Origin of the sequence: Sphingobium sp. ZW T5_29 (assembly GCF_044987515.1) — a bacterium.
Classification (GTDB): Bacteria; Pseudomonadota; Alphaproteobacteria; order Sphingomonadales; family Sphingomonadaceae; genus Sphingobium.
Map to the genome: position 1 here is coordinate 147,993 of NZ_JBJDRM010000002.1, position 11,432 is coordinate 159,424.

An 11,432-nucleotide genomic window follows, 5' to 3' on the forward strand; every position below is an offset into this window, starting at 1 on the left:
GTGTAGGGATTTCCGACTGTTCGTGAAAGGGTTAATGCCCGACCGACGCAAAGGCCGATGACGGCACGCCTTATCATGACCAATTGTCGTCAGGGGGCAGATATGCGTAATGTGGCCGATCATAAGCTACGCATTATCGGCGGGGTCGACTGCGACCGCGCCAAGGCGATGGGAAAGGTGAGGAAATGGATCGTTTCAAGGGCAAATGCGCGCTAGTGACAGGCGCGGCTTCGGGCATCGGCAAGGCAACGGCTGAACGGCTGGCATCCGAAGGCGCTGACATTGTTGTAGCCGATATCAACCTGGACGGAGCCACCGCCCTCGCGCAGGCGATTGCCGCGGCGAACGGGGTGCGCGCCTATCCCGTTCGTTTCGACGCCGCCGATCCAGCCGATTGCGAAAGCCTGGTCGCCCAGGCCGTCGAAAAGCTCGGCAAGCTGGATATACTGGTTAACAATGCTGGCATCATGGACTGGTCACGGGCGGATGAATATCCGGTCGACCGGTGGGAACGCGTCATCAAAATCAATCTGAACGCGGTCTTCTTCGTCAGCAAATATGCCACGCCCCACCTGCTGGCGACCGGCGGCAATATCGTCAACATGTCGTCGGCGTCATCGCTGGCGGGCGTGCCGTTCGCGGCTGCCTATTGCGCTGCGAAAGCGGGGGTGAACGGACTGACCCGATCGATGGCGGTCGAATATGCCGACCGGGGCTTGCGCGTGAACGCAATCTGCCCTGGCGGCGTCGATACGCCGCTCACCAGCTCCGTCACGTCGATGCCCGAATGGCTGGACTTCAACAAGATCGCGCGCCTCGCGCCCAAGACGGGCAAGATGTCCGCGCCACAGGAAATTGCGGGCGCCGTCGCCTATCTGGCATCGGCGGATGCCTGCAACGTCACGGGCATCACCCTGTCGGTGGACGGCGGGCAGGTCGCGGGCTGAACCGCCTGTGCCGGATGGCGCGCCCCATGCTTCATGATGGCATGGCGCGCGCCAGTCCGGGTCAGGGCTTGCGCGTGATCCGCGACAGGCGCGCCGTCCCCGTCAGCACCGGATTTTCGGCAGAGGTTCCGACCTCCACCTGCACCGTACCGGCGGGCACGACCCACCGCTGCGCCTTGGCATCGAAATCGGCCAGCACGCGCGGGTCGGCTGTCACGGTCACTTCGCGGCTTTCACCGGGCTTCAGGTCGGGCTTGCCCCAACCGATCAGGCGCTTGGCCTTGCCGGGACGGGTGACATAGACCTGCGGCACATCTGCACCCTGCCGGTCGCCCGTGTTGGTCACCGTAAAACGCACGGCCAGCGTCTTGCCGCCGGTGACCTTCAGCCCATCATAGCGGAAAGCGGTGTAGCTCAGCCCATGGCCAAAGGGATAAAGCGGCTTCAGGTCCTTCTTGTCGAACCAGCGATAGCCCACGTCCGACCCTTCCGGGAACGACACATCATAGGGCTGCAATCCCGCCTGAAGGCCGTAGACAGCGCGCGTTTCCTTGTCGGCGGGGGGAATGTCCGACCCCGGCAGCTTCGGATTGGGCAGTTGATCCACCGAAGCGGGGAAGGTCATGGGCAGATGACCCGAAGGATTGACCTTGCCTGACAGGATGCGCGCGATGGCGTCGCCGCCCCGCTGGCCGCCATACCAGGCGGACAGGATGGCGGGCACCTTCGCCTGCCACGGCATCAGCACCGGGTTGCCGGTCTGCAGGACGACGACGGTTTTCGCATTGGCGTCGGCAACGGCGTCGATCAACGCATCCTGCCCTTCGCCCAACGACAGGTCGGCATGGTCCACCGCTTCGGTCGAATATTTCTCGGTAAAGACGATGGCCATGTCCGCCGCCTTGGCTGCTGCCGCTGCCGCGACAGGGTCCTTGCCATCGACAAAGCTGACCTTGGCATTGGGGAATTCGGCGCGCAGTGCGTCCAGCGGCGCGGTGCCGCCATAGCCGCGACGGGCAAAGCCTGCTGCCGGACCTCTGGGCGCGCCGGGCGTGACGCGCTTCAGCCCGCCAACGGGTGCGACCTGGCTCGATCCGCCACCGCTGGGCACGCCTGCGTCCGCATTGCCGCCGACCACCACTATGGAGCGTACGCTCGATGCCAGCGGCAGGATGCCGCCTTCGTTACGCAGCAGCACGATCCCGGCCTCGGCGGCCTGCTGCGCGACCTTGGCATTGGCGTCATAGTCGATCGCCTGGCCCGGTTGCAGCGGGTTGTCGGCAACGCCATGGGCGTAGATGGAATACAGAATCCGGCGGGCCGCCCTGTCCACCGCCGACACCGGGATACGCTTTTCGTCCAGCGCCTTGACCAGCTCCGTCGAAAAATAGCGTTTCTTGTCCAGCTGCTCGCCCGATTGCTGGTCCAGCCCCTTGACCAGCGCTTCGGTCGAATGGACCGCCCCCCAATCGGACATGACATAGCCCTTATAGCCCCAGTCGCGGCGCAGCACGTCCGTCAGCAGGAAGGCGTTTTCGCACGCATACTCCCCCTCGACCCGGTTGTAGCCGCACATGATGGAGCCTGGAGCGCCCTTTTCAATGCCGATCTGGAACGCCAGCAGGTCGCTTTCGCGCATCGCGCCCTCGTCCATGTTGACCGAATGGATGTTGCGCCCGGTTTCCAGCGGGTTCAGCGCGAAATGCTTGATCGTGCCGATGATGTTGTTCGACTGCACGCCTGCAATCTGTGCGCCGACCAGTTCACCGCCCAACAGCGGGTCTTCGCCCAGATATTCGAAATTGCGGCCACCGCGCGGATCGCGGGCCAGGTTGACGCCACCCACCAACATGACGTTGAAACCCTTGGCGCGCGCTTCCGACCCGATCATCGCCCCGCCTGCGCGTGCGATGTCCGGGTCCCAGCTCGACGCCAGCGACAGGCCGGACGGCAGGGCCGTAGCCACATCGCCCTTACGCATGTCCATCAGGTTGGAAACACCCAGGCTCGCGTCCGATTCGACCAGCGTGGGAATGCCCAGGCGCGGCACGCCTTCAATAAAGCCCGCGCCCACGGTCAGGCCCACCGATCGCTTGGCGGCGGGAATAAGCCCCGGCATCGGGCCGTGGAGCAGCTGGATCTTTTCCTCCAGCGTCATTTTGGAAAGCGTGTCGGCAGCGCGGCGCTCAGCGTTGGACGCAGCTTCGCGCGCCAGTGAGATGGCGGGCGTCAGGGCGGTGCCGATGACTGCGGTCAACAGGATGGTGCGAAGCCTTTTCATCAACGATCTTCCTCTTATGATCCCAGCCCGCATGCCGGTGATGTTGGCATGCTTTACGCCAGCTATCTTGTCAGGTCAATATTCGACCGATACCGTTCGATTGACGAAAACTGCGCACGTCAGGCACAGCTACACGCCGTCACGCACCCGTCAGTTCGGCAACATAGGCGGCCAGATCGGCCTGCCGGAACGGCTTGACCAATCGTGCCAGATCGGGCGCGACGCCATCGGTCTCGGCATAGCCAGACATCAAAAGCACGGGCAAATGCGGCCAGCGGCCCCGCACTTCCATCGCCAGATCGCTGCCCGAACGGCCCGGCATCAGATGGTCGGTCACGATCAGGTCGGGCGACAGTCCCGCCGACAGGCGGTCGATCGCATCTTCTGCCGATCCTGCCTCCACCACCTCGAACCCCAATTCTATCAGCATGTCGGCCGTGCTCGCCCGGACATAGGCTTCGTCATCGACCAGCAGGACGGTGCCCTTGCGCTTTAGCTGCAATGCCGGGCCATTATCCGACTGAACAGGAACGGGCGTGCCGCCAGCGGGCAGCCACAATTCTATGTTGGTGCCCAGCCCCGGCTCGCTCGCGATCGTCAGTGCGCCGCCCAGCTGCGCCGCCAGCCCGTGCGCCATGCTCAACCCCAGGCCTGTTCCCTTGCCCACGCCCTTGGTCGAATAAAATGGCTCGATCGCACGCTTCAGCGTTTCGGCATCCATGCCGATCCCCGTGTCCGCCACCGACAGCCGCACATAGGACCCCGGCGACAGGTTCGCCACATGGCCCGGTTCCACCTCCGCGCTGACCGCCGAAATGCGCAAAGTCCCACCCTCCGGCATCGCATCACGCGCATTCACCGCCAGATTGAGCAGCGCCATTTCCAGCTGATTGGGATCGGCCAGCGCGCCCGGCAGGTCGCTTTTGACATCAACCACCACCTTGATCTGCGGTCCGGTCGTCGATGCGATCAGGTCGGCCATGCCCTGAACAAGCTCTCTTACATCGACGGAGACGGCCTGCAGCGGCTGCCGCCTGGCGAAAGCGAGCAGGCGCTGGACCAGCACGCGCGCACGTTCTGCCGACTGCAGCGCGCCGTCGATCAGGCGCTGCTCCCGTTCGCCGCCCACCCCCCGGCGCTGCAACAGGTCCAATGCGCCAATGATCGGGGTGAGCAGATTGTTGAAATCATGGCTCACGCCACCGGTCAGGCTGCCCATCGCTTCCAGCTTTTGGCTCTGCCGCAGCTGTTCTTCCGCCTGGACGCGCGCCGTCACGTCGCGGGAACTGCCGATGATCCGGTTGACGCGGCCGTTATCGCCCATGACCGGCACCAGCACCGTGTCCCAATGCCGCCTGCCGCCGGGCAGGTCCACGATCTCGCGATAGCTGATGGGCTCCGCCGAAGTGGCCGCCCGCTCATATTTGGCGGCAACCTGCGCGGCGACGTCGGTAGGAAGCTGCTGATCCAGCGGCTTGCCGCGAAGCTCTGCGGTCCTCAGGCCGGTCAGCGCCTCATGCGCGGGATTAAGCTCTTCGATCGTGAAGCCGCCATCGTCGCCCACGCCAATCACGAACAGCGCTTCGGCCGTATTTTCGAAATAGGCGCGGTACAGGGCGTCCGCTTCCCGGCGGGCGGCTTCGGCCTTGGCCAGTCGCTCCTGTTCATGGACGCGCGCGGTGACATCATATCCGAACAGGCTTGCGCCGATAATCTCTCCGTCCGGCAACCGCACGGGGGCGAACTTCATGTCGTACCAGTGGCGTCCACCGTCCAGATAGGTGAATTCCGAAAGCTGGTTGAAATCCTCTCCCGCCAGCACGCGCGCCCACAGCGCCTCGATCCCGTCACGGGCGGGTGTATTTTCCAGCAATGTCAGCACATTGTCGCCAGCAGCAGGCCTGACGCCGAATATGCGTTGATATTCATCCGTGGATGCGGCGTTGATGGCCAGGAATTTATAATCGCGGTCCAGTATCTGCACCAGCGCGCTGGTGGTTTCGAACAGGTCGGCGAACACCTTGCGTTCCGCCAGCGCATCGGCGACGCGTCGTTCCAGCGTTTCATTCAGGTCGCGAAGCCGCGCTTCCGCGTCGACCCGCTCGGTAACGTCGGACCCTTCGACGAAAATACCTGTGACCTGTCCCTGTGCGTCGGTGATCGGCTGATAGACAATGTCGACGAAACGGCGTTCGACAGGTTCGCCGTCGGTGCGCTGCAACTCGACCGGGACCGCGCTGCCGACATAGGGTTCCCCGGATTCATAGACTTTGTCCAGCAACTCGAAATAGCCTTGCCCCTCCACATCGGGCAGGGCTTCGCGCACCGATTTGCCCAGCACGTCGGCGCGGCCGATCAGCCTGATGTAGGCATCGTTCGCCAGCTCGAATATATGCTCCTCGCCCTGCAGCATCGCCATGAAACCGGGGGCCTGGTCGAACATGCGCCGCAATCGCTCGCGCTCGGCCAGCGCGCGTCGCTCGCTCATGATGCGCGCAGTTGTTTCATGCCCCTGGTTGAAGACACCGGCAACCGTGCCATCTTCGCCGCGGATCGGCGTGAAGCTGTAATTCCAGTAGGTTTCCTGAGCGACGCCCGCCCTGACCATCGGCAACATCTGGTCATATGTCGCATAGCCTTCGCCGGTCCGGCGCACTTGTTCGAACTGGTGGCCGACAACGTCCCAGATGTCGGTCCACACTTCCCTCGCGGGCCGACCCAGGGCGCCCGGATGCCGCTCGGCAGGAATGGGCGCCCACGCGTCATTGTAGAGAATATGCAGGTCCAGCCCCCAGTAAATGGCGGTCGGAAAGCTGGAATGAAGGCATATCGACAGGGCGGACCGCAGCGATTGCGGCCAGGTTTCGGGCGGTCCCAGCGCCGTTTTCGACCAGTCATGCGCCCTGATGCGCGCGCCCATCTCCCCACCGCCGGTCAAAAAGTCCAGATCGTCGCCAGCGCGATCTTTCCGGGGGGGCGTCATCGATTCAAGCATGGGGGCACCGGGGGATCAGCAGAATTGACTTGTCATACACGCGACTTGCGCGTCTTGCATAACGCCTTCTTGATCGATCGATATCCCCGTCTGCGCCCATGCTCAGAAATAAGGCGCCGCCATCGCATTCATATCTGTTTCCCCACGGGCACGCTATCGGGGAACCAGCGCCGCCCGAACCAGAAGGCGACGTTCACCAGCAGGATCAGCACCGGCACCTCGACCAGCGGCCCGATGACGGCTGCAAAGGCGACCGGCGACGCCAGCCCATAGGCGGCGATGGCGACGGCGATGGCCAGTTCGAAATTATTGCCCGCCGCCGTGAACGCGACCGCTGTGGTGCGCGGATAGTCGCTGGCGATCAGCTTGCCCATGGCGAAACTGATCGTGAACTGCACCACGAAATAGATGCTCAAGGGGATGGCGATGCGAATGGCGTCGCCCGGCAATGTCACGATCTCGCTCCCTTTCAGGCTGAACATGGCGACAATGGTGAACAGCAGGGCGATCAGCGTGACCGGACCGATCCTGGGCAGGAACACGCCCTCATACCAGTCCCGCCCCTTGGCCGCGGCCAGCCATTTGCGGGTCAGATAGCCCGCCAGGAATGGAATGCCCAAATAGATGCCGACCGCTTCTGCGATGGTCCAGAAACTGACATCGATGACGCTCCCTTCCAGACCGAACAGCGGCGGAAGGACGGACAGGAAGAACCAGGCGTAAACGCTGAAAAACAGGATCTGAAAGATCGAATTGAACGCAACCAGAGCAGCCGCATATTGATTGTCGCCCTTGGCCAACTGGTTCCAGACGATGACCATGGCGATGCATCGCGCCAGGCCGATCAGGATCAGGCCGGTCATATATTCCGGCTCGTCGCGCAGGAAGATGATGGCCAGGGCGAACATCAGCACCGGGCCGATGATCCAGTTCTGGATCAGGGACATCGCCAGCACCCGCTTGTCCTCGAACACGCGCGGCAATTCCTCGTAACGCACCCTGGCCAGCGGCGGGTACATCATCAGGATCAGGCCGATGGCGATGGGGATATTGGTCGTGCCCCATGACAGGCGGTTGATGGCGTCGGGCAACCCCGTGATCATGGATCCCAATGCGACGCCCATCGCCATGGCAAGGAATATCCACAAGGTAAGATATCGGTCGATGAACGACAGTCGCGGTCGGCTGGTCGCGGTCATCAGCGGTTGGTCCCCTGCGCGGCGTCGCCACCGCCCACGCGCTGGCCAGCCTCGTCGACCACCGGTTCGCCGTCCTCTTTCGCAAAAGCCCCGCGCTGTGCTGCGGGGATCAGGTCCAGCACCTCTTCCGACGGGCGACACAGCTTCACGCCCAGCGGCGACACGACCAGCGGGCGGTTGATCAGGATAGGGTGGGCCATCATCGCATCGACCAGCGCGCCGTCGGACAGGCTTTCATCGCCCAGGCCCAGTTCGGCATAAGGCGTGCCCTTTTCACGCAGCAGGGCGCGGGCGCCGATCCCGGCGCGCGCGATCAGGCTTTCCAGCATTGCGCGCGAAGGCGGGGTTTTCAGATATTCGACGACATGCGGCTCGACCCCTGCATTGCGGATCATCGCCAGCGCGTTGCGCGACGTGCCGCATTCGGGATTGTGGTAGATGATGATATCAGCGGTCATGATCAGGCTCCTTGCGCAACGGGGGCGCAGGCGATTGCGGACACCATGTCCGAACAGGCGCTGGGGTCACCCTGACAGCAATCCGCCATCAGGAATGTGAGCAGGCCCTGCATCCCGGCATAGTCCGCGGCATAATGGATCAGCCGACTGGTCCGCCATGACGTGACCAGCCCCGCCTGCTCCAGCTTGGCCAGATGGTGCGACATGGTCGATGGAGGAACGCCCATCGCCTCTGCCACCGACCCCGCGATCATGCCATCGGGACCAGCCTTCACCAGCAGCCGGAACACCGACAGCCGCGTATCCTGCGCAAGCGCGGCGAGCGCTGCGACAGCCTTGTCCTGTTCCATCGACTATCCTTGGTTCGATAATTATCGAAATATGACTACCCCTCAAAACCGTCAATCAAATTTCGAAGGATGCAGAATTATCGAACCACCGGACGGCGCTTCATCCTCATTTTGACCTTGTGACATATGCGCCCACGGGTTAGGGACCGCCCATCCGTTGGACCCGGCAATGCCGGGTGGCTCGGCCCGGCGCCTATCCCCGGGATAACCATTAGCGAAATTGGGCTTCGCTTCTCCGAGTTTGAAGAGTCGCCGCGCCATCGCCGCGATGCCCCGCTAGCCAGTCTGCAGGTTCCTTGAAATGACATCCATCGCCTCGCTGAAACGCGAATGGTTCGTAAATCCGCGCGCGGACATCCTTGCCGGGATCGTCGTCGCCCTGGCGCTGATACCGGAAGCCATCGGCTTTTCGATCATCGCCGGGGTCGATCCCCGCGTCGGCCTCTATGCCTCTTTCTCCATCGCCGTCATTACGGCGTTCGTGGGTGGCCGTCCTGGCATGATTTCCGCCGCGACCGCTGCCGTTGCGGTCCTGGTCACCCCGCTGGTTCGCACGCATGGCATCGAGTATCTGTTCGCCGCCACGGTCCTGATGGGCGTCGTCCAGGTCGCAGCCGGTTTCCTGCGGCTGGACCTGTTGATGCAATATGTGTCGCGTTCGGTCATCACCGGGTTCGTCAACGCGCTCGCGATCCTGATCTTCATTGCCCAGCTTCCCCAACTGACGGGCGTGACCTGGGTCACCTATGCGATGGTCGCCGGTGGCCTTGCCATCATCTATCTGTTCCCCCGGCTGACCAAAGCCGTGCCTTCGCCGCTGGTGGCGATCATCATCCTGACGATCATGGCCATCTATGGCGGGCTGAACGTCAACACGGTCGGCGACATGGGCAACCTGCCGTCGTCCCTGCCGACCTTCCTCATCCCCAACGTGCCGCTGACGCTGGAAACGTTGCAGATCATCCTGCCTTATTCGCTGACGATGGCGGCGGTGGGCCTGCTGGAATCGATGCTGACGGCGCAGATCGTGGACGACCTGACCGACACCGGTTCGGACAAGCGTCGGGAAATGAAGGGGCAGGGCATCGCCAATTTCGTGACCGGATTCCTGGGCGGCATGGGCGGTTGCGCCATGATCGGCCAGTCGGTCATCAATGTGAAATCGGGCGGATCGACCCGCCTGTCGACCTTCGTCGCGGGTGCGTTCCTGCTGTTCCTGATCGTCGTTCTTGGCCCGCTGGTCGCGCGTATTCCCATGCCAGCGCTCGTCGCGGTCATGATCATGGTCTCCATCGGCACCTTCAGCTGGCGTTCGATCCGGGACATTAGCCACCATCCCTGGCAGTCTTCTGTGGTGATGATCACAACGGTCGTCATCGTCGTGTGGACACGTGACCTTGCCCAAGGCGTGCTTGCGGGCGTCATCCTGTCGGGGCTGTTCTTCGCCAGCAAGGTGAAGCGGCTTTTCACGGTCAGCTCCGACCTGTCCGCCGATGGCAAGGCGCGCACCTATCGCGTCGCGGGTCAGCTGTTCTTTGCCTCGGCAGACAGTTTCACCTCGTCCTTCGATTACAAGGAACCGCTCGACCGCGTCATCATCGACGTCAGCGCCGCGCATTTCTGGGACATTTCGGCGGTGGGCACGCTTGACAAGGCCGTCCTGAAATTCCGCCGAGCGGGCACGGTCGTCGAAGTCGTGGGCCTGAATGAGGCTAGCGCGTCGATGGTCGAACGCTTCGCCACGCACGACAAAATGGACGCGGAAGCACTACCCGCCGCCCACTGAAGGGGAAGGGGATCGCTCAGCCTGGACGCGAACTTCCCGCGTCCAGGCCGCCGTGCCAGAATCGATAGTGGACGCGCTTCACCCGTTCCCGATCCTTTTCGCTGGTCAATGCCGCGCAGGCCCGCTCCAGGGCATCGCGCGCTGCGTCCCGGCAGTCGGATCGCGCTTCGGGCGCAATCACCTGCAGCGCCGCGAGTGACTTTTGCAGACGGATGCCGACTTCGACCGACCCCGCGCCATCACGCGCGATGGGGTGGAACAGGTCTTCCAGCAGGTCTGAAAATGCGAATGGCGGGACGCGCACGCCCGTTTGCTTCTCCTTCTCCCCTTCCTCCTTGGGCTCAGCCTCCAGGCGAAGCATCGCGGCCAGGACGCGGGTGCCCGCTTCCAATACGGCGATGGCAGTCCCGCCATCGTTCACCGCCGGGGACAGCGCCCGCGATCCGATTTCGGACAGCACGACCAGGCCAAACCGGGGATCATGATCATAGGCCCGATTGTGCGAAATGGTGAATGCCTCCCTTATGCACTCCTCCAACTTGTCATCCAGCGTGGCCGCGGTCCAGGCCAGCGGACGCCACGGCTCGATCACATTGCCGGGCAGGGCGGTCAGCATGACAGGCGCGCCAGTTTCGTCAGCCACTTTGGCGATGGCGTCGGTATCGACATGGGTCACGCGACCGATTTTGGAATGGCGGATCAGGGTCGCGCCATCGGGGACAGGCTCTGCCGGGCGCGGTCCAAAACATAACCCTTGCCCCATCGCGCCTGCTGCGGCGGTCGCGGCCCTTTCCACTCGGTCGATGGTATCGCCGACCCGGCCAAATCGGGTGATATGCTCAATCCATCGCAGAAATGTGATGACGATCACCACGATCACCAGAACCGTCCCCGCATACAGGATGACGCGGCCGGTTTCGCCGTAAATTCCGGTCGACAGTGCGATGATCCCCACGATCGCGAACAGGAAGCTGCCAAGAAAGGTCGCGAGCGCATTTTGCGCCGTCACATCATCGACCAGCAGTTGCACGGCGCGCGGGGTGATGTTGCTGGTCGCCCCGGCATAGGCGGACACCATTGCCGTCAGGGAAAATGTCGTGACCGCCAACATGCTGGTGGCCAGCACGTTCAGAATATTGTCCACCGCCGTCGCGCCGATCTTCGTTGCGAAATCGTAGGAAATCGCCTCTCCGATCAGCGCGCCTGCCAGTGCCAGCGCCACGGCGAACAGGCAAAAAAGCGATGCCCGAAACCACATTCGGCGCGTGAGCAGCGCGATTGCCCATTGCCATCGATTCACACGCTTGCTCCCCATTCTGGCGGTTGCGATATCAAGCCGTAACGATCCGCAATGTTCCTGCGGTTGGTTTCCTACGCGCAATGATTGTTCAGCCTGCTCTGGCGTTCACTGGCGCC

General features: G+C 63.0%; 8 protein-coding genes and 1 other annotated feature. Of the genes, 2 read left to right on the forward strand and 6 right to left on the reverse strand.

Annotated features, from left to right (window positions below; all coding sequences use genetic code 11):
• The first annotated feature begins 185 nt into the window (after nucleotides 1-185).
• Nucleotides 186-947 (forward strand): SDR family NAD(P)-dependent oxidoreductase, encoded by a 762-nt coding sequence (locus tag ACI3KQ_RS02070; RefSeq protein ID WP_404954312.1) that lies wholly within the window; start codon nucleotides 186-188, stop codon nucleotides 945-947.
• A 61-nt stretch (nucleotides 948-1,008) separates the two neighbouring features.
• Here ACI3KQ_RS02070 and ACI3KQ_RS02075 read toward each other — a convergent pair whose 3' ends face one another.
• The 5 genes from ACI3KQ_RS02075 to ACI3KQ_RS02095 all read right to left on the reverse strand — a co-directional run bounded on the left by ACI3KQ_RS02075 (nucleotide 1,009) and on the right by ACI3KQ_RS02095 (nucleotide 8,230).
• On the reverse strand, nucleotides 1,009-3,228 hold the full coding sequence (locus tag ACI3KQ_RS02075) for a beta-glucosidase (RefSeq protein ID WP_404954314.1): 2,220 nt from the start codon (nucleotides 3,226-3,228) through the stop codon (nucleotides 1,009-1,011).
• A gap of 139 nt (nucleotides 3,229-3,367) precedes the next feature.
• Entirely contained in the window at nucleotides 3,368-6,211 is a 2,844-nt protein-coding gene (locus ACI3KQ_RS02080) for a PAS domain-containing protein (protein ID WP_404954316.1), read from the reverse strand.
• A gap of 140 nt (nucleotides 6,212-6,351) precedes the next feature.
• Nucleotides 6,352-7,422, reverse strand: coding sequence for an ACR3 family arsenite efflux transporter (gene arsB / locus ACI3KQ_RS02085; protein WP_404954318.1), 1,071 nt, complete (start codon nucleotides 7,420-7,422; stop codon nucleotides 6,352-6,354).
• The gene (arsC, locus tag ACI3KQ_RS02090) at nucleotides 7,422-7,880 is read right to left on the reverse strand and encodes an arsenate reductase (glutaredoxin) (protein WP_404954320.1); all 459 of its coding nucleotides are present in this window, start codon (nucleotides 7,878-7,880) and stop codon (nucleotides 7,422-7,424) included. The genes arsB and arsC overlap by 1 nt, the downstream gene beginning before the upstream one ends.
• A gap of 2 nt (nucleotides 7,881-7,882) precedes the next feature.
• Nucleotides 7,883-8,230 (reverse strand): ArsR/SmtB family transcription factor, encoded by a 348-nt coding sequence (locus tag ACI3KQ_RS02095; RefSeq protein WP_404954322.1) that lies wholly within the window; start codon nucleotides 8,228-8,230, stop codon nucleotides 7,883-7,885.
• A gap of 156 nt (nucleotides 8,231-8,386) precedes the next feature.
• Nucleotides 8,387-8,440: a sequence feature (sul1 is cis-regulatory element that is thought to sense ions involved in sulfur or methionine metabolism; They are found in Alphaproteobacteria), on the forward strand.
• A gap of 91 nt (nucleotides 8,441-8,531) precedes the next feature.
• Between ACI3KQ_RS02095 and ACI3KQ_RS02100 the strand changes: the two genes are divergently transcribed.
• Nucleotides 8,532-10,016, forward strand: a complete 1,485-nt coding sequence (locus tag ACI3KQ_RS02100) for a SulP family inorganic anion transporter (RefSeq protein WP_404954324.1) — start codon at nucleotides 8,532-8,534, stop codon at nucleotides 10,014-10,016.
• A gap of 16 nt (nucleotides 10,017-10,032) precedes the next feature.
• On the opposite strand, the gene ACI3KQ_RS02105 is transcribed toward ACI3KQ_RS02100, so the two are convergent.
• On the reverse strand, nucleotides 10,033-11,316 hold the full coding sequence (locus ACI3KQ_RS02105) for a DUF2254 domain-containing protein (protein WP_404954326.1): 1,284 nt from the start codon (nucleotides 11,314-11,316) through the stop codon (nucleotides 10,033-10,035).
• Nucleotides 11,317-11,432 lie beyond the last annotated feature (116 nt).

Bases quoted from the DNA above. Each gene is read 5' to 3' on its own strand.
- ACI3KQ_RS02070 (WP_404954312.1), top strand. From the start codon at position 186: ATGGATCGTTTCAAGGGCAAATGCGCGCTAGTGACAGGCGCGGCTTCG.
- ACI3KQ_RS02075 (WP_404954314.1), bottom strand. From the start codon at position 3,228: ATGAAAAGGCTTCGCACCATCCTGTTGACCGCAGTCATCGGCACCGCC.
- ACI3KQ_RS02080 (WP_404954316.1), bottom strand. From the start codon at position 6,211: ATGACGCCCCCCCGGAAAGATCGCGCTGGCGACGATCTGGACTTTTTG.
- arsB (WP_404954318.1), bottom strand. From the start codon at position 7,422: ATGACCGCGACCAGCCGACCGCGACTGTCGTTCATCGACCGATATCTT.
- arsC (WP_404954320.1), bottom strand. From the start codon at position 7,880: ATGACCGCTGATATCATCATCTACCACAATCCCGAATGCGGCACGTCG.
- ACI3KQ_RS02095 (WP_404954322.1), bottom strand. From the start codon at position 8,230: ATGGAACAGGACAAGGCTGTCGCAGCGCTCGCCGCGCTTGCGCAGGAT.
- ACI3KQ_RS02100 (WP_404954324.1), top strand. From the start codon at position 8,532: ATGACATCCATCGCCTCGCTGAAACGCGAATGGTTCGTAAATCCGCGC.